Annotated in this window: 22 protein-coding genes and 1 tRNA gene; 11 read left to right on the top strand and 12 right to left on the bottom strand. The window is 51.9% G+C overall.

Translation table 11 applies throughout. The features are described 5' to 3' along the window. Positions 1–487 precede the first annotated feature (487 nt). Together MWU63_RS17465 and MWU63_RS17460 are read right to left on the bottom strand one after the other, a co-directional pair. On the bottom strand, positions 488–682 hold the full coding sequence (locus MWU63_RS17465) for a DUF1059 domain-containing protein (protein ID WP_213890646.1): 195 nt from the start codon (positions 680–682) through the stop codon (positions 488–490). 35 nt (positions 683–717) lie between these two features. After that, entirely contained in the window at positions 718–1,128 is a 411-nt protein-coding gene (locus MWU63_RS17460) for a GFA family protein (RefSeq protein ID WP_213890647.1), read from the bottom strand. Between the two features lie 168 nt (positions 1,129–1,296). Between MWU63_RS17460 and MWU63_RS17455 the strand changes: the two genes are divergently transcribed. After that, positions 1,297–2,169, top strand: coding sequence for a LysR family transcriptional regulator (locus MWU63_RS17455; protein WP_213890648.1), 873 nt, complete (start codon positions 1,297–1,299; stop codon positions 2,167–2,169). Between the two features lie 161 nt (positions 2,170–2,330). Here MWU63_RS17455 and MWU63_RS17450 read toward each other — a convergent pair whose 3' ends face one another. Next, positions 2,331–2,480 (bottom strand): hypothetical protein, encoded by a 150-nt coding sequence (locus MWU63_RS17450; protein WP_213890649.1) that lies wholly within the window; start codon positions 2,478–2,480, stop codon positions 2,331–2,333. A gap of 101 nt (positions 2,481–2,581) precedes the next feature. Here MWU63_RS17450 and MWU63_RS17445 point away from each other — a divergent pair, with 101 nt between their 5' ends. The 4 genes from MWU63_RS17445 (at position 2,582) to MWU63_RS17430 (ending at position 5,969) form a co-directional block, all read left to right on the top strand. Beyond that, complete coding sequence (locus MWU63_RS17445; RefSeq protein WP_247079009.1) at positions 2,582–4,063, top strand: ATP-binding protein; 1,482 nt, start codon at positions 2,582–2,584, stop codon at positions 4,061–4,063. Further along, a complete protein-coding gene (locus MWU63_RS17440; protein WP_213890651.1) occupies positions 4,060–4,668 on the top strand; it encodes a response regulator in 609 nt (202 codons plus the stop codon). Before MWU63_RS17445 ends, MWU63_RS17440 begins: the two co-directional genes overlap by 4 nt. 89 nt (positions 4,669–4,757) lie before the next feature. After that, positions 4,758–5,240 (top strand): heme-binding protein, encoded by a 483-nt coding sequence (locus MWU63_RS17435; protein WP_213890652.1) that lies wholly within the window; start codon positions 4,758–4,760, stop codon positions 5,238–5,240. A 54-nt stretch (positions 5,241–5,294) separates the two neighbouring features. Continuing rightward, complete coding sequence (locus tag MWU63_RS17430) at positions 5,295–5,969, top strand: ankyrin repeat domain-containing protein (protein WP_213890653.1); 675 nt, start codon at positions 5,295–5,297, stop codon at positions 5,967–5,969. A gap of 389 nt (positions 5,970–6,358) precedes the next feature. Here the strand turns inward: MWU63_RS17430 and MWU63_RS17425 are convergent. Continuing rightward, positions 6,359–6,435: transfer RNA gene (locus tag MWU63_RS17425), tRNA-Arg, on the bottom strand. 106 nt (positions 6,436–6,541) lie between these two features. Continuing rightward, complete coding sequence (locus MWU63_RS17420; protein WP_213890654.1) at positions 6,542–6,853, bottom strand: ETC complex I subunit; 312 nt, start codon at positions 6,851–6,853, stop codon at positions 6,542–6,544. 362 nt (positions 6,854–7,215) lie between these two features. Between MWU63_RS17420 and uvrB the strand changes: the two genes are divergently transcribed. The 3 genes from uvrB (at position 7,216) to MWU63_RS17405 (ending at position 10,918) form a co-directional block, all read left to right on the top strand. Continuing rightward, positions 7,216–9,390 (top strand): excinuclease ABC subunit UvrB, encoded by a 2,175-nt coding sequence (uvrB, locus tag MWU63_RS17415; protein WP_213890655.1) that lies wholly within the window; start codon positions 7,216–7,218, stop codon positions 9,388–9,390. 86 nt (positions 9,391–9,476) lie between these two features. Further along, complete coding sequence (locus MWU63_RS17410) at positions 9,477–9,950, top strand: hypothetical protein (protein ID WP_213890656.1); 474 nt, start codon at positions 9,477–9,479, stop codon at positions 9,948–9,950. Positions 9,951–10,258: 308 nt separating this feature from the next. Further along, the gene (locus MWU63_RS17405) at positions 10,259–10,918 is read left to right on the top strand and encodes a hypothetical protein (protein ID WP_247079005.1); all 660 of its coding nucleotides are present in this window, start codon (positions 10,259–10,261) and stop codon (positions 10,916–10,918) included. A gap of 63 nt (positions 10,919–10,981) precedes the next feature. Here MWU63_RS17405 and MWU63_RS17400 read toward each other — a convergent pair whose 3' ends face one another. From MWU63_RS17400 to MWU63_RS17385, 4 genes are all read right to left on the bottom strand, one after another. Further along, complete coding sequence (locus MWU63_RS17400; protein WP_213890658.1) at positions 10,982–11,299, bottom strand: antibiotic biosynthesis monooxygenase; 318 nt, start codon at positions 11,297–11,299, stop codon at positions 10,982–10,984. A gap of 126 nt (positions 11,300–11,425) precedes the next feature. Next, the gene (locus MWU63_RS17395) at positions 11,426–13,717 is read right to left on the bottom strand and encodes a glycosyl hydrolase family 28-related protein (RefSeq protein ID WP_247079003.1); all 2,292 of its coding nucleotides are present in this window, start codon (positions 13,715–13,717) and stop codon (positions 11,426–11,428) included. A 178-nt stretch (positions 13,718–13,895) separates the two neighbouring features. Further along, on the bottom strand, positions 13,896–14,306 hold the full coding sequence (locus MWU63_RS17390; RefSeq protein ID WP_247079001.1) for a DUF4864 domain-containing protein: 411 nt from the start codon (positions 14,304–14,306) through the stop codon (positions 13,896–13,898). 55 nt (positions 14,307–14,361) lie between these two features. Beyond that, positions 14,362–15,942, bottom strand: a complete 1,581-nt coding sequence (locus MWU63_RS17385) for a lysine--tRNA ligase (protein ID WP_213890660.1) — start codon at positions 15,940–15,942, stop codon at positions 14,362–14,364. 130 nt (positions 15,943–16,072) lie between these two features. Here MWU63_RS17385 and MWU63_RS17380 point away from each other — a divergent pair, with 130 nt between their 5' ends. Continuing rightward, positions 16,073–16,495: a tellurite resistance TerB family protein gene (locus MWU63_RS17380; protein ID WP_213890661.1), complete on the top strand. Its 423-nt coding sequence runs from the start codon at positions 16,073–16,075 to the stop codon at positions 16,493–16,495. 200 nt (positions 16,496–16,695) lie between these two features. On the opposite strand, the gene dacB is transcribed toward MWU63_RS17380, so the two are convergent. Then, a complete protein-coding gene (gene dacB / locus MWU63_RS17375; protein WP_213890662.1) occupies positions 16,696–18,189 on the bottom strand; it encodes a D-alanyl-D-alanine carboxypeptidase/D-alanyl-D-alanine-endopeptidase in 1,494 nt (497 codons plus the stop codon). A 37-nt stretch (positions 18,190–18,226) separates the two neighbouring features. Next, a complete protein-coding gene (locus tag MWU63_RS17370) occupies positions 18,227–18,829 on the bottom strand; it encodes a nicotinate-nucleotide adenylyltransferase (RefSeq protein WP_213890663.1) in 603 nt (200 codons plus the stop codon). Positions 18,830–19,055: 226 nt separating this feature from the next. On the opposite strand from MWU63_RS17370, the gene ettA reads away from it, so the two are divergent. Next, positions 19,056–20,711: an energy-dependent translational throttle protein EttA gene (gene ettA / locus MWU63_RS17365; protein WP_213890664.1), complete on the top strand. Its 1,656-nt coding sequence runs from the start codon at positions 19,056–19,058 to the stop codon at positions 20,709–20,711. Between the two features lie 122 nt (positions 20,712–20,833). Continuing rightward, positions 20,834–21,199, top strand: a complete 366-nt coding sequence (locus MWU63_RS17360; RefSeq protein WP_213890665.1) for a hypothetical protein — start codon at positions 20,834–20,836, stop codon at positions 21,197–21,199. Here the strand turns inward: MWU63_RS17360 and MWU63_RS17355 are convergent. Next, positions 21,196–21,474: a hypothetical protein gene (locus MWU63_RS17355; RefSeq protein ID WP_247078998.1), complete on the bottom strand. Its 279-nt coding sequence runs from the start codon at positions 21,472–21,474 to the stop codon at positions 21,196–21,198. The two genes, MWU63_RS17360 and MWU63_RS17355, sit on opposite strands and share 4 nt — an antisense overlap. Between the last annotated feature and the right edge of the window lie 82 nt (positions 21,475–21,556).

Raw genomic sequence — 21,556 nt, 5'->3', positions numbered from 1 at the left:
CGATTCCTCGATGAATCCGGCAAAATTGGACTTGTCCTGATGGGCAAGGCGCAGGGTGACTTCAGCATCGAACCCACTATTTTCGCCCCCTGTTCGCTTTTTGAAGGACGGACATAAGGTCCGTCATCGACAGGTTCGGGCTGAAAGACGTCTGCCACAATGAATGCTGGATTTTTTACTGACCAGTCAAGAAGCGTTTACTGGTACGTAACAATGCTGAGATTTAAGCTGCTATATTAGCAATTAGACATCGTTTAGTCTAGTTTTGGGATCGTTTGATGCACAAATCCCTATAGGTTTACTACTACTATACTGTCTAATTTCCGGACATGTTTTAGCCCACCCTTCAGTACTCTCCTTGAGAACTGGCTGGTTTCTTTGCGTAAGATGGACTGTGTAGTGGGCCAACTGGCCCGAAGCTATAAAAACGGCGAGAATTCAAAACATTTGTACGCAGTTTCTAATAATCGTACCTACGATTCGGTCGTCATTCGCGTGTGATCAAAGTCTTTAGGTATTCCCGTGTTTCGCCATCCCAAGAGCTGGGATCTTCGCCATGAGCAACGACGGCATGGAGCTCCATCAGTTTCCAAACTTCATCCTCTGTCGCGGCAACAACCTTGCCCGGGCAGTCTTCCATGCCCTCACAGTCCTTGCAGGCGTATGAATATGCAGTACTCATCTAGATCTCCTTTTCGGTTTTGAACTCGTCATGTCCTAAAATTCGGGAAATGTCGGAAGTTCGTCGGCAAATTTGATCCAGGGTTGCTGGTGGGAAACAAAGACATGGGTCTTGGGCTTGGCAATGGAGGGATCGTCAAGAGTGGCCGCTGAGAACCACGCGTCAGCGCTCCAGTTCTGGCCCTCGACTTTGTTCTCGGCAGCGTAGGTCAGCGTTGTCCCGCAATCCCCACAGAAGCCCCGCTTTATTCCCGGTGTTTTCAGGAAAAACCTGATTTCGCCTTTCGTTACAATGAAATCGTCAACTGCAACCTTGGCCCAAGTGACAAAGGCACCGCCGAGCGCCAATTGGCATGAACGACAGTGGCAATGGCCGGACCAAGCAGGCGGGCCAACAATCTGATAGCGGACTGCGCCGCAATAACATCCACCTCCAAATTTTTGCATAGCTTCGCGCATCCTCTTTCTACTCGACAGCCAATTAAATCTCCCGCCTATATGGGAGGAAATCGGCTTCGTTCTCAGATTCATCACATTGTCAATATTGCTTTTTTCAGGTCTACATGCGACTCAATAATTATATCGAAATATTAGAAATTCTATTGTATGGACTGGATGAACCTCCCCCCTTTAAACAGCCTTCGTGCGTTTTCAGCGGTCGCCGAAACCGGAAGTTACACCTTTGCGGCGGATCGGCTCAACGTGACGCAAGCCGCCGTTAGCCAGCAAGTGAAGGCACTGGAAAAACGCCTTGGCACCGCCTTGGTCACACGAATAGGGCGAGGTATCGAGCTGACAGGTCCGGGAGCTCTTCTTGCCCGGGAATTGGGCCTTGGGTTTGAAATTATTGGCCGAGGCGTGGAGCGCCTATCTGAAGACGCAGCAAACCGTCCCGTACAGGTAACAATGTCTCCGGCATTTGCTGTGGAATGGCTGATGCCGAGGATATCGGAGTTTCAACAAGACAACCCAGAGATCTCGCTCATGCTCAACCCGACGTCAGATATCGTGGAGTTGAAGCCCGGTGGAATTGACGTCGCGATCCGCTATCGCGACAGGCGTCGGCCTGGTCCGGAAATCGAGCCCGTGTTGATCTCGGATATGATTGTGATTGGGGCACCATCGCTCATCGGCAATCGAAACCTGAGTGACCCGGCATCTTTGGTTGCCCTACCATGGCTTCAGGAACTAGGCACAAACGAAGCTGCGGAATGGTTCACCTTTCACGGTGTGGTCCCAGACCGGCCGTTGACCGTAAACCACATGCCGGGGAACCTAATCATGTCTGCGGTTCGTCGCGGCGACGGTATCACTTACACAGCGCGTGCATTTTTCAAGGACGATCTCGAAGCTGGAAAGGTCGTCGAGTTATTTTCCGAGACTCTATTCGGCGTTTACTACATCCAAACGCCACAAGAATATGAACGCCCGGCTACCAGGACATTCTTGGATTGGCTCAAATCCAAAGCGGAGACTGTATCAGCTTGAGCAAGTAATGTCTGGCCAGTCCGGAGTTAACAAGAATCCCGCGCCTCGTTGTCGGGCAAGCTACTAACTTTTCTCAAAACCAACTTTTGAATCCGAACTCTCATAACTTAGGCGTCAGATGGGTTTCGCGAAATCAGAAAACGGACGTTCGCTGAGGCATGCTAAAGTGGCAGTTTGGGCTCGATCCGGACCTTCGCCGCAATCTTAGCCACCGTCTGCTCAACGGACATTTCCGTCACTAAGTAGAACATGCTTAATGTCAGGTTCCGGCACATCTCTACATTGGCGCCATAAGCGCTGACGTCAGTCATTTCACTGTTCCGGCGCGGCACGTAAGTACATATAGTACCACTTTATGAAAACCCGGACTCAATCAATTCCGCGACAGCTGACAATCCGCAGGCAGCAATTTTTGTGGCTAGGTCTCGTTATTTTGGGCGTCGCTGCACTCGCGTTTGTTCAGGACAGGCTTCATCTTTCTGAGCTGGAACGCGAAAGCGCAGCACTTCATCGCGCCGCTTCGCAACGGGCAGGTCAACATGATGCGCACCTCACCGCGTTGTCAGCAATTGCGGTCGCAGGGGAAGGGCAGCGGTCAGACTTATTCTTGGGTGTGGCAGCGACAATCAGCCGATTTTACCCGCGCATCGACGAAGTGCATCTTGTCCCGGTCGACCCGTCGCGGAATTCTGTCAGTACGGTTCCGCTCGGTCCGGAAGGCTCTGAACTGATCCGTGCAGCCGCTCTGGGTTCGACGGGTGCGCCAGTGCTATTGCCTCATCCGACCCGAGACGGATTTTATCTGTTGGTGAAGCGAAGTCCAAACAACGACACCGCAACCAATGCGCTTGCTCTCGGAATAGACGCCGGACAGTTGTTGGCAGGCGACGGGGAGTTCTGGTCGGGTGAGAACGCAGGTCTGCGACTGGTATTGCCGGACGGGCACATCCTCATAGGAACCGGCGAAACCGGTCGCGCCCAGTATTCGAGACCTCTTGGCAGTGCATCACAACCTCTGTTGTTGGAAACGACAGCTCGCTTCGGGATTTTGGACCTGTTGCCGCCATTACGGGTCATTGGTGTAACCGTGGCGATCAGTCTGTTGTATCTGATTGCGCTCACGGGTTTGCGGCAACGCGGGCGGACCCGGGCGGCGGAGCGGGAAGCCGAACTGCGAACGATGGAAGCGCAACTTTCCCACGCGACACGGGTGAACGCGATGGGCGAGATGGCAAGCGGCATGGCGCATGAACTGACACAGCCGCTAACTGCAATACTTGCTCAGTCCCAAGCTGGTTTGCGCCTTTTGGCAAGGGGAGAAACCGACGCGCTCGGACCCGTGTTTCAAGATACGGTGGCGCAGGGTAAACGTGCGTCAGCAATTCTTGAACGGCTTCGTAATTGGTCGCGACCACAACGGGCGTCTATTAAACGATTTGATCTGCGGGACGTTTTGAAAAATGTGCAGGCTTTGTTGGCGCCAGAAGTCCTGCGGCGGGACGTGGAGCTTGGCTTTGACATCCAGCCCCAGGCGGTCATGGTGCAGGCCGATCAGGTCGAAATGGAGCAGGTGATCTATAACGTGGTGCGCAACTCGTTTGACGCGCTTGATGGAGTGCAGGGCGGGCAAGTCGATGTAGCGGTGATATTGTCTGCAGAAAATGTTGTGCTTGAAATGACTGACAATGGCCCCGGGGTCGACGTAAATATACGCCCACAACTATTCACGCCGTTCCTGACCACCAGAGAAGACGGGACCGGTCTCGGGCTCGCGCTCAGCCAAAGGCTGGTCGAGAGAGCAGGTGGCGAGATTTCGTATGTCCCGACCCCATCCGGCGCGACGTTCCGTGTCGTTCTTCCTCTGGCGGAAACGCAGCGGGAGGCAACACAATGACTCATCCCGTCTATCTGGTTGACGATGATGAAGCCGTGCGCCGGGCGCTGGAACTTCTGCTTTCGACGGTCGGAGTAAACGTTACGACATTTGCAGATCCGCAGTCCTTTCTTTTGCAGCTTGAAAACCTGCAACCCGGCTGTCTGATCTTCGATATCAGAATGCCGGTATTTTCAGGATTGAAGTTGCAGGAACGTCTGAACGAAAAGGGTGTCGACTGGCCAACCGTGGTTATTTCCGGTCACGGCGACATTGAGGCCTGCCGCCGGGCGTTTCGCAATGGTGCGGTGGATTTTCTGTCCAAACCCGTTGACGAGCAGGATTTGATCGATGCCATCCAGAAAGGCAGCGACGCTCTTGAACGACAACTGCAGGTAGCGGCTGAAAAGGCCGAGGCCCGCGCTCTTGTCGGATCCCTGACTGCACGGGAAGGCGAAGTGCTAAACTTGATCGCAGAGGGTTTCACTTCGCGTCAGATCGCCGAAGGACTTGGCCTGTCGCCGCGCACTGTGGAAAGCCACCGTGCTGCTATCGGAGCAAAGCTTGGCACAACCTCTCAGGCCGAGCTGACGCGGATCTGGCTGGACGGGTGCGGAACTCCGTAGAACTACGGATATCCCCGCAATGCATACGAATACCGCCGCAGGGCGGGGACGAATATTTTGCCTTCATCACAATACGAAGGAAACAAGATATGATCCGCAAAGTTACCCTCGCTGCCGCTTTCTTGGCTCCAGTTGCCGTTGCTGCGCAGGAACTGCCAACCGCCCCTTACCTGCCGCTCGACCTTGCAACAGAGGCCGCTCAGACCGCGCTTCAGGCCTGCGCCGCTGATGGTTACAATGTCAGCGTCGCCATTGTTGCCCGCGACGGCGCCGTCAAAGTGCACCTGAAAGCTGACAACTCCGGGCCGCACACCGTTGGCAGCGCCCAGGGTAAAGCGTTTACGTCAGCTTCGATGGGGCGCGACACCGCGGGCCTCGCGCAGTTCATCGGAGAGAACCCGATGCACGACGGGCTGCGTTACATGGATGACCGTATGGTAATCCAGGGCGGTGGCCTGCCAATCAAGATCGGTGGTGCACTGGTTGGCGGCATTGGTGTCGGCGGCGCTCCCGGCGGCCATCTTGATGCTGCCTGCGCGCGTGCCGGTCTGGATGCGATCGGCGCAGAATAACAGACACGTGGTCCGTCATCTTGGCGGGCCACAACTTTACCAGGAGGATTTTTGATGTTCAGGTTTGTATTGATGCCGGTGTTTCTGGGATTTGCATCAATGGCTCATGCGCAAATGGCACCATCCTCATCTGAAGTCGCAGCCTATCAGGGTCTGCACCAGGCCGCCCATCATGGTGACGTTGAAGCGATACAGCGTCTTACTGCGTCAGGTGCAGACGTCAATTCCCGTGACAGGCGTGGCCGGACACCTGCCCATGTGGCCGCTTTTGCCTCACAGGATGAAGCTCTGCAGGCGCTGGCCGAAGCCGGCGTCGATATGAACGCGCTTGAGAACCAGGCTTACGACGTTGTGACAATCGCCGCAGTTGCCAACGACCCGGAACTGATGGCCCTGGCCCTGGAACTGGGCAACGATCCGGGCCTGACCACCAGCCCCTACGACGGTACCGCGCTGATCGCCGCCGCGCACCTTGGTCATGTTGGAATCGTGCGCAGGCTGATCGATGCGGGCGCTCCGCTGGACCATATCAACAACCTGCACTGGACCGCATTGATGGAAGCGGTTGTCCTGGGCGACGGTGGGCCTGACCATCAGAATGTTGTCCGCCTGCTGGTGGATGCCGGTGCAGATAAAACAATTACCGATGGTGACCACGTAACCCCTCTGGAGCACGCCAAAGCCAATAACTATACTGAGATTGTTGAGATGCTGGAGCAGCGTAAATGATTGCCATTCAAAAACAACGAGATAGCGGTTTCTTATTTATGGCAGAGTTGTTCTTCTACCGGCCCTCTCCTCGGACAATAAGTTTAACAAAAAAATGCCCTTACAGACAGTAATGACGGCATTGCGCAAATCACTTCCGTTCGAACACCGCGCGGCATTGGGCATTAAGGACTCAAAGCGGTAGTTCGCTGCGGTTGGGGCGAAAGGCCGCTTTGTTTAACGGAGCTTCATGGTGTGTTTGTCTTTGATGGTTTTCTGTAGGCGGTCTTTAAAATAAAGAATTCGACGCCAATCTAGTCAGCTGTTCAGCCAAAAAAATGGGGAATATGTGGGAATGAAACCGACCAGTTAAGCTACCTATTTGTTTTATATTACTATTTAAAGATTTATGGTGATCCCATCAGGACTCGAACCTGAAACCCCCTGCTTAGAAGGCAGGTGCTCTATCCAGTTGAGCTATGGGACCACTGGGCCGTCTTTTGCTTTGACTCTGGCTAAAACGCAAGTGGCAAGCACCCATTGTTTAAAGCGAAACTGCTTTTCGCATCAAACACTATTTGAGGCGAAAAAAATTAGTGGGTCCAAGCACCCCGGCGATTGGTGGCGAAATTTTCGCCATACCCGCCTTTGCGGATGACTGGTTTGCGGACTTTAGGTTCCATCACGACAACGTCGAGCCCTTTTTCCGCCGCGTATTCAAGGGCAGCGTCCTTGGTTGCAAATTTCAGACGGACCTGTGACTGCGTATCAGACGAACTTGTCCACCCCATGAGCGGATCAACCTCGCGGGCCGAAGCCGGAGCGAATTCAAGCGTCCATTCCTTGGTCTTTGCAGTGCCGGACTGCATGGCATTTTTAGCTGGCTTGTAAATGCGCGCTTGCATGGACCTCTCCTATCGTCGGTGCCCCGTTATCGGGAATTCACACCGTAATTTCAAGCCTACAAATACAGGAATGCGCGTGGTTTACCTAAGCAACAATTGCCGCAGGGGCGGTTGCCGGTTCATGACGAGGAGTGAGGGGTGAGTAGGTGGTGCGCCAGAACCGACAACCAAGTGCTGCTTGTCAGTGCACGTTACGCGAGCATGGTTAACATCGCAACAGAAAAAACATCTATAGGTTGTTTTTTATTTTAATTAATACGTCCTTACCGTGCAATGCGCCATTTACCTATGAATGGTATCGCCGCGCCCCTTGAACAAGAACAAAAACAGATCAAATCTACAGGGCGGAAGGAATCAGCCCAATGTCTTTGTTGTCTGCCCCGAAACTTGATGCACAGGTGCGCCCGAAACTGGAGGGTGGCAAACGCTTTGTCATGCATACAGAGTTTCAACCTTCTGGCGATCAGCCAACAGCAATAGCGGAGCTGGTAGAGGGCGTAAATGACGATGAACGCAATCAGGTGTTGCTGGGAGCAACCGGTACCGGAAAAACCTTTACCATGGCCAAGGTGATCGAAGAGACCCAGCGGCCCGCAATAATCCTTGCCCCCAATAAAACGCTTGCCGCACAGTTGTACGGAGAATTCAAAAACTTTTTTCCGGAAAACTCGGTCGAGTATTTTGTCAGTTTCTATGACTATTATCAGCCCGAAGCATATGTTGCCCGCTCTGATACCTACATAGAAAAAGAAAGCCAGATCAACGAACAGATTGACCGGATGCGTCATTCGGCGACCCGCGCCTTGTTGGAACGGGATGACGTGATCATCGTCGCCTCTGTCAGCTGCATCTATGGTATCGGCTCGCCCGAAACCTATACTGCAATGACGCTCGACCTTGTGACGGGTGAAAACTACAACCAACGCGAAATCATGCAGGCGCTGGTCGCACAGCAATACAAGCGCAATGACAACGCGTTTGTGCGCGGCTCTTTCCGGGTCCGGGGCGACAGCCTTGAAATCTGGCCGTCACACCTTGAAGACCGCGGCTGGCGGTTATCCTTCTTTGGTGACGAACTGGAGGCAATCACCGAGTTTGACACGCTGACGGGTAAAAAAACGGACAAGTTGGAAAAGGTGCGCGTTTACGCGAACTCGCACTATGTGACGCCAAAACCGACGCTGGTACAGGCGATCAAAGGGATCAAGGAAGAACTGGCAGTTCGTCTGAAGCAGCTTGAAAACGAGGGCAAACTGCTTGAAGCGCAGCGGCTGGAACAGCGCACCAAGTTCGATCTGGAAATGCTTGAGGCGAGCGGGTTTTGCAACGGTATCGAAAACTATTCGCGGTACCTGACAGGCCGCGCACCGGGTGAGCCCCCCCCGACTTTGTTCGAATATATTCCCGACAACGCAATTGTTTTCGCGGACGAATCGCATGTTTCGATCCCGCAAATCGGTGGCATGTATAAAGGCGACCATCGCCGAAAGTTTACACTGGCGGAACACGGCTTCCGCCTGCCGTCCTGTATGGACAACCGTCCCCTGAAGTTCGAGGAATGGGACGCGATGCGTCCACAATCTGTTTATGTGTCCGCCACGCCTTCTAAATGGGAGCTCGAACAATCCGGCGGTGTGTTTGTTGAACAGGTTATTCGTCCGACAGGTCTGATAGATCCGCAGATCGAGATTCGGCCTGTCGAAATGCAGGTTGATGACTTGCTCGATGAAATCCGGCACGTCGCGGCCAAAGACATGCGTATTCTGGTCACCACGCTGACCAAGCGTATGGCTGAGGATTTAACCGAATACCTGCACGAACAAGGCATTCGCGTTCGATACATGCATTCAGACATCGATACGCTGGAACGTATCGAAATTCTGCGTGATCTGCGCCTAGGTGCTTTTGACGTATTGATTGGCATCAACCTGTTGCGCGAAGGGCTCGACATACCTGAGTGTGGATTGGTGGCCATTCTGGACGCGGACAAAGAAGGTTTTCTGCGCTCTGAAACGTCGCTCATCCAGACCATCGGGCGGGCCGCCCGGAACGCCGAAGGCCGTGTTATTATGTATGCTGACCGGATCACCGGCAGCATGGAGCGGGCCCTCGCCGAAACAGACCGCCGCCGCGCACGTCAGGTTGATTACAACGTAAAACACGGCATCACACCCGAAACGATCAAGAAGAACGTCGGTGATGTGCTGTCCGGGCTTTACGAGGGCGACGTTGATATGTTGCGCGTTACTGCCAAGCTCGAAAAACCGATGGTTGGAGCCAATCTTCAGGCGCATCTTGATGGTCTGCGCACAGAGATGCGTAAAGCTGCCGAGAATCTTGAGTTTGAGGAAGCCGCGCGCATCCGGGACGAGGTGAAACGGCTTGAAGCGGTTGAGCTCGCCATAGCAGACGACCCGCTTGCCCGGCAGTCTGCTATAGACGCAGCTTCAGAAGCCGCAGTGAAAACACGCGGGCGTTCGACGGCAGGTAAGGCCGGAACAAGAATGTATCGCGGAAAATCACAGAAAAAAGCGTAGTGAAACTGGTTATTTACACTTAGAGAATTTTCTGAGATACCATCCTCTCTTTAAGACAACCTTAAGTTGTTTAAGGGGATAAAGGGATGTTAGTGAATTTTGTTTCGCACATCGTGCTTAAATTGTTCGTGGTCGTGATCGCCAACTTGCTTGGCACATTCGCAATAGTCCCGCTGTTTGACGCAGGCGAACTCTCTGATGCGAATTTTATCCATCTCGCTTTTCGCATTTCCTGGGTTGTCATAATTTTGGTGAGTTGGGCAGAGACAAAGCGTGAAATCTGGGGTTACGGATTGTCCTGGATTGGCTTGTCGTTCTTCTCAACTGTGATTGCCCCAGTATTGAATCTTGCACAACGGACCATGCCTGGTGAACTCGCTACCGCTGGTCCAACACCCGTTCCTGATACGGCTTACTCTTTCTCAAGCATCGTTATCGACGCCAGTTTGATGGTTGGAGATTCGACTATTCTTGGATCGGCGCTAAGCGTGATATTTTTAACCTTGGGTATCTATCTATTGGCGAGTAAATCAAAAAATAAGCGTGCCTATCTGTTTTAAATGAAGGGTTTTCTGAGCAACAAAGGGGTCTGTTCTAAATCAGAGCAATACTGTTGTCCGGCCGCATCGCAACCCATCGGAGACCTGTATTTAATCCCGATATCTCAGTATCGTAAAAGGATTTTGGTAGTCTATTTACGAGCTGCAAATGGTTTTCTTAGGGCATCGTTCTAGCAATGGCCCAAGTTAAAACTCGCAAATACTGGGCCGAAACTGAAAGTAGGGCCACTTGTCTGCATTGATTTTGAGTGTCTTTAACGCTCTCTTAACCAACCCTTGGTGATCTTCTCCGGTAATCCGGGGGACAAATGACACGCTTCATTGTTTTCGTTCTATCCATCATTATCCCGTTCCCAGCGTTTTCAGGAGCTTGGCCACGCGAACACGGAACAGTCTACGTTGCGTTCTCTGAAACTTTTACTGTGAACTCAGTCGGTGTCCCCCGTAGTTTTCTATCCCTATACGCGGAATACGGCTTGTCCCCACAATTGACGCTTGGGTTTGATGGGTTTCGCAGTGGATCGGGGGAAAGTTCGGAAACATTTTTGTTCCTGAGTTTTCCGCTTCACACCAACAATCCAAGAAACCACTACGCGCTCACCTTTGCGCTCGGTGAACACGCCGACCTTACTGGAGCCCCAGCCCCGGCGCTGCGCATCGGTCTTAACTGGGGGAGGAATATTGGCAGTAGCTGGCTCGCGATCAATAATTTTGCAACTTTCAGGAAAGCGTCTGATACCCCGTTACTCAAACTCGACGCCACCTGGGGTTATCACTTCAGTAACCATATAGACCTGATGCTCAACCTGCGAGCCGAAACTTACGACGGCGCCACAAACAAAATCGAAATTGCGCCCGGGTTGACCTGGCAAACTGGTGTCGGCAATCGGATCGAAGTCGGGTTAAGCATCGGGGCAGCTGAACACCGAGAGTACGGTTTGAAAATTGGAACCGTCAGAGAGTTTTAAGCCGGAACAGGTGTTCACCCGGTCGGGAATAGGCGCCTATCGCTGGCTACCTCTTGGCCGGATTTAAAAAACCTCAGAAACCTCATACATGACAGGTTCAAAACTTTTGCAGAGGGCTGAAATTTCACGGTTTCGCTTCCGCATCTCATCCGTCCGAAGCATAGCTTGGAAATCTTCGCGTCGCTGCCACTGCGAGTAATTCGCGATGCGGGTTTGTGCATCATTGACGTGAAGTCCCGCAGCAATAAACCCTTGCTGGTGCCTAATAAACTTCTCGTAGGCATCGGTTAGCGCGTCCAAAAGGTCCTGACAGGTACCTGGCGTCATCTCAAATGTCGTGATTACTGTCTGAAGCTCGGTGGTCTTTGAAATTCTTGGCATCCGCTCCTCCTTTTGCTTCAGTCTAACGCAATTCTGTTTTTTGCACAGGCTGTAAGAACGTGAGCCGACTTAAAAAACGGGACACGAAAATCGCATCCCGTTTCAAAATAAAGTTCAATTAGACCGTTAGATCGGATTATCCACGCGCGCTGTCAATTGCACCGTGCCTTTACAGGCTTCTGCCCAAGTCAGGTGAATGTGGTTTTTGTTGGCTCCCTGCTCGACCGAAACAAAAGGCATGTCGGTTACCTGCGTGTTCAGCCCTTTGCTGATTTGCCCCTCAGCCACTAAACCTGTCACCCGGCGTGCGCGGCCCTCAAATGGCAAATGCGCAGAAAAATCCACATCCCAGGTCTTCGCGTCTGTTACCTGCGTATGTGGTAATGTGACGGGGTTGTGTGTTTGATTGGTTACGGCAATGTAAATATTTCCCAACCAAACAATGTTGCGCATTCGTCCAAAATCAAGCCCGGCAATTGAATCGTCAACATAGTCGGCCCGGTCAATATTTCCGTTTAACGATTTGAAGGTATTACCGGAAACGTTCATGCCACTCACGAAATGACCAGACCCATAGGGCTTGATAACAATCCAGTTGAACCAGGGGGCCACATCATTCGCGGTAAAGATGTTGCTGTTGACTGTCAGACCGCCAAAGGAAGATTCATTGGAAAACCCCGGCTCTGAGTCATGCTCATTCGTCCATTCTATAAAACTGTTGTCAATGTAGTTGCCTGTCACGGTTGATTTTACGTTGGTTTGCGTAAAGGCAATGCCCGCCTGTACTAGTCCATTGGGTTCATTGTCCCCCTGAAACCAATGGTTGCCGGTGAAAATATGCCCTGCCCCGTGAACGACAGCGAAATGGCCGAATTTCACAACACGATTATCTCTGATCTTTGTGTCATTCGCATTTACATTCAAAGCTATGGATCTACGGTCTTGCGCACGCAATGGTTGCTCGTTTGACAAAAACTGACAACGATCTACCAGCATACCCTGACAGCCAGTTCCGATCGACGTAATTCCGCGATCCTTAGGTTTGGTCAGGAAACAATCGCGCACGTGGAAAATCAAACCATTTTTCGCCAACATGATACCGCTGGCATTCCCGTTGCATTTCAGGTCCACTTCATCGAGCACAAACCGCGAGAGAGAGCTGAACCCGTGAAAATCCAGAATATATTTAAAGCGGGTGAATGTGAAAACCTGAGTCCCGACTGCATCGTAAAGCGGGTGGCTTAGATTAACGGTTTGCGCACCGATATTGACGCTTTCAACATAGACTTCACGACCAACCCCAGATCCTTGGACAAGCGATCCAACTTGAATCTGGGCAACATTAATAACGCCGGTCAATTGCTTGTTGTTACTGGTTGAATATGTCGCTTGCGATGTGAAAACATCGCTGTTCCAGTTCGCACTATCAACCGCGTCGAACTGCCCATTCCGAATGACTCTCCGGTTAGCATAGGAATCCTTGTTTCCAACGGTGGCATGAATATCGATCGGCTCGTCAATCGTAATCTGTCGGTCTTTCATATCAAGCGACTCGTGGTCAGAAAAATTGAACAACGATTGCACAGCCTTTTTGAACGCAAGCAGTTCGTCGCCAAAGGCATCAATGTAAGCGGGTAAATCAAAATTTTTCGTCAGCGAGAGCCTTTTGTCCTGAGGCATGATTACGGTGCCAACAAACCGCACGCTATTTTCAAAGGTTACGTGATCATTCAGGAAATATACGCCTTCCGAAACTAGGACTTCGCGTCCGTTGGCCGCAGCGTCTGCCGCTTCAAATGCTGCCCGGTTGTCGGTCACACCATCACCAATCGCGCCATAGTCGCGGACATCAACCCAATCCATCATGGTGCGTAGAAACAGGCTTGTCATATCTTCAATTTGCAGGTCGTCAATGCGTACGACACCACCATTCAGGCCAGTCAGATCAAGACCGAAATGTCCATATAGCGGCGTGCTGCCCCAAATCATATCAACGCCATTGCACGCACCCGTTCCAACAATCGCACTTACCGTCACAACGTCACCATAAGATTGCAGAGTTACGTGTGGTCCGGTTTCGGGCAAGCCCGTCACATGGGTATCGCCAGCGCCGCCCGCCCATCCGGCAATTTGCACATCCGGCAGATTGCCACTCATCGCCTTAACGCGTGCAGAAATTCTAAGGTAGCAGCCAGGCAACAATGGCGATTGTCCCATCCAGCGCAGTTTTTGTGTGTCCTGGGTTTTCAAAAGCTCCAGACATCCACCGAAATCCTGATCCGCCGGAACAAAGGCGGCGTTTGGATCTCCTTCATAGGTGTCAGAACCCAGTGTCCCATCTTGGCTGGACCAAACGTCCAACCCGTTTTCAAACTTAGGCGGCATCAGAACCAACCCTTCGGTAATCGCTTTGTTCATTAGAACCCCATTCACAATTGCTACTGTGCGCACCCCAGTTCCACGGCCCAATTTTCATTGGTCTGCGGTTCTCAATTCTTTGATATCAAGTAGAAAGAATTCCGGCGCTCAACCCAGATGTGAAAGTAGTTAACAAACAGCCCTTAATCGCGGCCTAAGCGACCGTTCTTAACTTTTGTTAAACGCCTGTTTCTGATTGCTGAAGCAATTGTACGGCGTTTATCATCCAGCCATCGTCGCCCTTAACCATCTGGTAATCCAGAATATGCACAAAACCCGCCTGATCACGGATCAGCATTTTTTGCCAAAATGCGCCGGCAATCTCCCGCAATTCCAGAAATCGGACCTCCGCTGGCCTGTGGACCATCGGATAGCCATTTCGAACCATTGCTTCAAATCGTTCAGGGGATTGAAAATAATTCTGAATATTTGGCGAGGCATAGCCGAATGCGAGGCCAAAATCATCTAACCGGAACGCCTCTATCTGGCTCGTGATGACACCTCGCATAGCCGGATTCGCTGGCTCATCAGCAAAAGCAAAGCTCGCTGATAAACAAGCAAACACCCATCCTAAAATAAGTTGTCTCACGACTCAAACCTCCCCTCGCCACCTCTATGGTATACTGCCTGCGAAGGGGTTTGGATCAATTTACGAGTTTACCCGCCAATCCGTTTTCAATCAGCTCGATCGTTTCAGTGACACCAAAAAGCGCGATGAACCCGCCAAAACGCGGCCCCTGTGACGCCCCAAGCAAAACTTCGTAAAGTGTTTTAAACCAATCGCGAAGCGGCTCAAACTCATGTTCTTTCCCAACAGCAAATACCATCGTCTGTAAGGCATCTGCATCAGAACCGCCGTCCCAGTCTTTAAGACGCGCTAAGAGGTCTTCAAGTGCTGCACGTTCTTTATCATTCGCAAGCCGGTAAGTCTTTGCTGGCTTCACAAAGTCATTGTAGTAGCGCACGGCAAAGCCCGCAGCATGATCAAGGTCTGGATGCGTCTCTGCGGATGCCTCTGGCGCGTAACGCTTGATGAACCCCCAAAGCGTTTCTTTCTCTTCCGCTGCCGCCACAGATGCGAGGTTGAGCAACATTGAGAAAGGCACAACCAGTTTGGACTCCGGCGGCTTTCCGTTGTGAATATGCCAGACGGGATTAGCGACCTGCGCAGCAACATCCTGCGTTGGAAAGGCTCGCAACTGTTGATGATATTCATCCACCGCCCGCGGAATAACGTCGAAATACATCCGCTTTGCCGTCTTAGGCTTCAGATACATGAAGTAGTCGAGGCTTTCAGGCGTTGCATAGGTAAGCCACTCGTCAATCGACAAGCCATTCCCTTTGGATTTCGAGATTTTCTCGCCGTTATTATCCAAAAACAACTCGTAGGTGAAATGTTCAGGCGCGCGGCCCCCCAGGATTTCGCAAATCTTGTCATAAATCGGTGTGTTGGTTGAATGGTCTTTGCCGTACATCTCGAAATCGACGTCCAGCGCAGCCCAGCGCGCGCCAAAGTCGGGCTTCCACTGCAACTTCACCTGCCCGCCCGTCACTGCTAACGTACAGTCCCTGCCATCTTCGTCTTCGAAGGTAATTGTACCGTCTTTGGCATTCACGTCTTTCATCGGAACATAAAGAACGCGACCTGAAATCGGTGAAATGGGCAGAAAGCAGCTATAGGTTTCACGGCGTTCCTCGCGCAAGCTCGCAAGCATCACCTTCATGATCGCGTCATATTTCTCGGTGGCCCGCAGCAGAATTTCATCAAACTGGCCGGTTTTGTAAAAATCCGTCGCGCTGATAAAATCGTATTGAAATCCAAAAGTGTCCAGAAACCGGCGTAACATTGCATTGTTGTGATGCCCAAAACTTTCGTATTCACCAAACGGATCCGGAACTGCAGTGAGCGGCCTTTGCAGATGCTCATGCAGCATATCGGGGTTTGGGACATTGTCGGGAATCTTGCGCATCCCGTCCATGTCGTCTGAAAAACAGATAAGCCGGGTCGGAATATCACTGATCGCCTCAAATGCGCGTCGCACCATCGTTGTGCGCGCCACTTCGCCGAATGTCCCGAGGTGCGGCAAACCGCTTGGCCCATACCCCGTTTCAAACAATACATAGCCCTTTTTAGGCGGCTGCTTGGCATAACGTTTCACCAGCCGGCGCGCTTCTTCAAAGGGCCAGGCTTTAGAGTTCATTGCAGCATCGCGTAGTTCAGACATATCGGCTCACTTCTTAACGTCTTCCGGCCCTGCGCCGTAACACCTGATGTCTCCTATTGCTCCCCCTCGCTGACGTCAATAAATTGATCTGTAGTTACATGCCCTCTTTGGGCCCAATAAGGATAATAACGTGACCCAAGCCCCACATGCTCTGACCCCTCAGGACAGTCTTGTTGCTCTGATGATCGCCGTTTCTGCCTCAGATGAAAACATACGCACATCGGAACTTATCACGATCCAACGTATTATGAATCATTTACCCGTTTTTGGCGACTATGATCAGGATCGTATAACGACGATAAGCCAAACTGTGTTTGACCTCTTCGAAGAAGAAGATGGACTGGACGCGCTCTTTGGTCTCGTTAAAGATAACCTGCCGGAAAAACTTTATGAAACCGCATACGCCCTCGCCTGTGATGTCGCGGCTGCAGATGGCCGCCTTCAGGAAACTGAACTCCGCCTCCTCGAAGAAATTCGCTATGAGCTGAACATTGATCGTCTTCATGGTGCAGCCATCGAACGTGGTGCGCGCGCCAGACATCAAACTCTTTAGTATTCTCCAACTCTCAAACTAAGTCATTTCACAAAGACAACCGGACACAAAACAACACCCAAACCGTTCTTTCTTTATCCTTAAAATATCCCCGCGCAGCGCGCGAAACCGCACGAAGTGCCAGAAAGAATGACGCGGAACGCGTCTCAATTTAAAACCTCGGGCCTAAGACCAATGGGCTGGCTGACATGTTACCAAGCTTATCGCTCGTATCGATCCGCCCAGCGACGGATAAGCTGCTGCTGGAGCCGCCTCGACCGGCCTTTCCAACTGCGCGCGCCGGGTGGCACTTCGCGCTCTGGCGGGCTCACCTGCGCGCGCCTGTCCGTGTCGGCCGTAAATATCGCGAACGCAAGATCACGCCCGCGCGGTGTCCGGGCATACCCCGCCAGTGAGGACACAAAGTTAAGCGTACCGGTCTTTGCTTTTACCGAAATTGCATGGTTGCGAACGACTCGTCCCTGATTGTCGCGAATGGCTATATCTTTCATCATTGGCCGCAACGCGCTCTCTGGGCCTGTTTTTAACAACATGCGGACCATGTCACGCGCCGAAAGTTGTGACTCATCGCCAAGTCCGGAATGATCTACAAACCGGGCGCGATTTGCACCTAGGTTTTCAGTCAGCCAAGCCGCCATCTCACGTGCAGAGCCGCGCAGGCTATGAACGCGGCCTCCGGAAACAGAACTCGCGGTCATCCCCACGGCTTCTGCCGTTAAATTTGTAGAGTATTTTAGCATATTACGCAGGATCAGGCGCAGTTCGGTGCTACTGTGCTCGACAACAATCGTTCCAGTTGTTGTCGAGGCAATCGTTCGCGCTCTTGGCAAAACGATCCCGTGCGAACGGGCCAGCGTCTGAAAAACCTCGGCGGCGTAAAGCTCGGGCTTGCGCACCGGAAGCCAGCGACTTCCGCCATTTCCCAAGGCGCCGCGCGCGACGGTCCAGCTATCGCTGCCCTGCGTGTCAGTATATGTATAAACTGGATAAGAACGGTTCACCACCTGCATGCTGGACACATGAACTCGCGGACGAAACCGTTCGGCGCGGGCGTCCATGATGACTTCATATTCGTCTGACTGTCGCTTCCACTCAAAATGAACGCGGTTAAAATTCAAATTTAAACCAGAAACCGATGGGTTGTATCCCAGATGTTCGGGCTGGCTGGCATCAATTGCTCTGACATAAGGCAAAGCGGCCGAATGAACCCGAAACTGACCGGTAATTTCGTTAACGCCCGCGGCTTTCAAATCGCGCGCCATATTGCCAAGCATGTCTGTGTTGAGCACCGGATCACCACCGCCAACCAGTATCAAGTCACCCTCAAGCTTGCCGTTCCGTATCGGGCCTGTTGCGTAAAGCCTGGTGCGAAACCGATACCCAGCGCCAAGCCGGTCCAAGGCGTAAAGCGTTGTTATGGCTTTTGCCACGCTCGCCGGTGGCAGCGGCAGCAACGGATTCATCGTTTCAAGCATTTGCCCGGTGTGCGCATCAGCCACAACATAACCAACCCGACCTGTTCCAAGCTCCGCCGCCCTTACAAGACGGTCAGCTGATGGTCCTGCTGCCCTCTGAATGACACCTGGGCGCACAGCGGGGCGCAACGAACGCAAAGGCGCGTCTGCAAAGGCGGGTCCCGATGCAGCAGCAATTAGTCCCGATAAAACGAACCGGCGAGAAAAATCCTTGGTCATAAAGAGATTTAACCCCGAGAATTTGTTCCGAGCAAGGCTATCCTGCCCATCGTCCCTTTGCGCGAATATCTGTCGAAGATATGTCCACCATTGGTGCATTTATAAAACACCATGCCGGTGGTTCTGCCCGTGACAGGTACACTGACTCTCGCCCACGCAGTCTGAAACGGGCATATCGCTTTGCTGCCGGGGAAAGCCGGGCTGTTATACGGTCGCCAGGTCGCGCGATTACGCCAACCGGAATATTTTCCATAATCCACTGCCATCGATCCCACTTGTGAAACGACGCCAGATTATCCGCCCCCATCAGCCAAACGAACCGCTGCTGTGGATAATGTTGGAACAGAGCTTCCAGAGTTTCAGCCGTGTACCGCGTTCCGATCTTCGCCTCAAAATCACTGATTTCGATACGCGGGTGCTTTACAAGTTTCCGACACGCATCGAGGCGTTTCTCAAGAGGCGCAGGCCCCCGCGTCTTCAAAGGGTTGCCGGGGCTGACCAGCCACCAGACCCGGTCAAGCCTGAATCGCTTCATTGCCTCCTGCGAAATATGGACATGCCCCATATGAGGCGGATCAAATGATCCGCCCAGCAATCCGATCACCTGATTGGTTGGTGCATATGGCATTCCGTGGCGCATAAAGACCTCTCTAACCAATTGTTCTGAAAGATAGGAGAGCAGAAATAGTATTGACGTCATTTGCTCTGAAGCGATTGCGGGCTGCGTCAGCGTGAAACCGTAGACACGCCGGATTTGATCCGGTCAGCGTTTCCTGCTTTGCACCTTCTCTAAGCTGATTGCAAAACCCTTGGCCAAACTCTAGAACCTCTCGAGTCTCGGATATCTGTTATTCAAGGAAATGCACATGGCCTCCTATCAGTATGTTTACCACATGGACGGAGTTTCAAAAACCTACCCCGGTGGTAAAAAATGTTTTGAAAACATCCGCCTGTCTTTTTTGCCCGGTGTAAAGATTGGCGTTGTTGGTGTGAACGGCGCGGGTAAATCGACACTTCTGAAGATCATGGCGGGGCTTGATAGCGATTTTTCCGGCGAAGCTTGGGCCGCAGAAGGTGCGCGTGTTGGGTATCTGCCGCAGGAACCAGAGCTTGACCCGTCACTCGACGTGCGCGGCAATGTTATGCTTGGTGTCGCTGACAAAAAGGCGATACTTGATCGTTACAACGAACTCGCGATCAACTACTCTGAAGAAACCGCAGATGAAATGGCCCGCCTTCAGGATGAGATCGACGCGCAGAACCTTTGGGATCTCGACGCGCAGATCGACGTCAGCATGGAAGCGCTGCGTTGCCCACCGGATGATGCGGATGTTACTTCGCTTTCGGGCGGGGAAAAACGCCGTGTTGCGCTTTGCAAACTCTTGCTTGACGCACCCGACATGCTGCTGCTTGACGAACCAACCAACCACCTTGACGCAGAAACCATAGCCTGGCTGCAACAGCATCTGATGGATTACAAAGGCACGATCCTGATCGTCACACACGACCGGTACTTCCTTGATGACATTACAAGCTGGATTCTGGAACTTGACCGTGGCGCAGGCGTGCCTTGGGAAGGCAACTACTCAAGCTGGCTTGAACAAAAAGCCAAGCGCCTTTCGCAAGAAGCTCGTGAAGACAAATCCAAACAAAAAACGCTTGAGCGCGAACTTGAATGGATGCGTGCGTCGCCTAAGGCGCGTCAGGCAAAATCCAAAGCCCGGATCAATTCCTATAACGACCTTGCAAATCAGTCCGAGCGGGAAAAACTCGGCCGGGCCCAGATCATCATCCCGAACGGACCGCGCCTTGGAAACAAGGTGATCGAAGTCAACGGTTTGAAAAAACACATGGGCGACAAGCTATTAATTGAAGATCTGTCCTTCAGCCTACCGCCTGGTGGGATTGTTGGTGTGATTGGGCCAAACGGTGCTGGTAAAACAACACTGTTCCGTATGTTGACCGGAGAAATTCAACCCGATGAAGGCACGATTGAATACGGCGATACCGTTCAGCTATCCTATGTCGACCAGAACCGTGATGATCTGGAGCCCAATGCAACCGTTTGGGAAGCGATCGCAGACGGTCTTGACGTGATTCAGCTTGGCGACGCCGAAGTGAACGCACGCGCCTACTGTTCTTCTTTTAATTTCAAAGGCTCAACACAGCAAAAGAAAGTTTCCTTACTGTCAGGGGGTGAGCGGAATCGGGTTCATATGGCACGCCTTCTGCGCGCGGGCGGCAACGTGCTGTTGCTCGACGAACCGACGAACGATCTTGATGTCGAAACCCTAAGGGCGCTTGAAGACGCATTGGTGAATTTTGCAGGCTGCGCAGTCGTCATCAGCCACGACCGCTTTTTTCTCGACCGGATTTGCACCCATATCCTGGCCTTTGAGGGCGAAGCACATGTTGAATGGTTCGAAGGAAACTTTGAAGAATACGAAGAGGACAAGAAACGTCGCCTGGGCGCTGATGCGCTGGAACCAAAGCGGATCAAATACAAAAAATTCACCCGCTAGCAGGTAACAAAAACCATCGGGGTGTCTGACCATAACCCCTTGGGCAACGAAATTCTGTTTGGATTTCGAGCATATCCGTATGATATTATTATGTGTTATGATGATCTTACGGAGGGTTAACAGTGATTGTTAAGAAGTTCGGTTTACCGGCAGTTCTTACTTCGGCTTACCTGTTTGGCATGCAATTTCTGAATGTCCCGGTTGTTTTGGGCGCACACCCACTTTGGGCAATGAAAGTTGTTTTAATCGGGCTGATACTGGGTCTTTCCGTATCGGTTGTCTTCCACCTGATCCGCACCAGAAGACTAAAAAGGTACTTACTTCTCTGCGCAGCCCTTATTGCTGCGTTTTCTCTGGCGCATTATGGCAAGACACAATTCGCTGCTTCATATGCAGAGGATGTTATCGCTGGAAAGTTCTGGTTTTTCGGTTGGATTGCTTCAGTCGCAGCACTTGCCGCTTTGATCAGCACGGCGCTATCCCGTTAAACACTCTGTACGTTGGCGATCAGGTCAATAAGGCTCGACTGTAAAACTTGCAATTGTTCTCTGTCGGAAATTTCAACTGCTTTTTCAGCTGTTTGAACCAGATCACGCGCTAACATGATCGAAACTTGTGCCCGTTCAGCAGGTGACAGTTCGTCCAACATTTGAAGCGATTTCAGCACGGCGTAGCGAACCGTGAGCGCTTCTAAAGTTAAATCTTTATACCTGGTCCTGAGGTTTTCCCGAATAGATGTTGTATGCACCTTTTTTTCATCCATTAATTTTCCAATCGGCGCATGAATAGCAAAAATAAGTTTACGTGACGTCAACACAATATGCCAAGATCTCCTTTCTGGAAAT

Origin of the sequence: Pseudohalocynthiibacter sp. F2068 (assembly GCF_023015645.1) — a bacterium.
GTDB lineage: Bacteria > Pseudomonadota > Alphaproteobacteria > Rhodobacterales > Rhodobacteraceae > Pseudohalocynthiibacter > Pseudohalocynthiibacter aestuariivivens.
The sequence above is the reverse complement of the archived record's forward strand: the minus strand, read 5'-3'. Positions and strand labels throughout refer to the sequence as shown.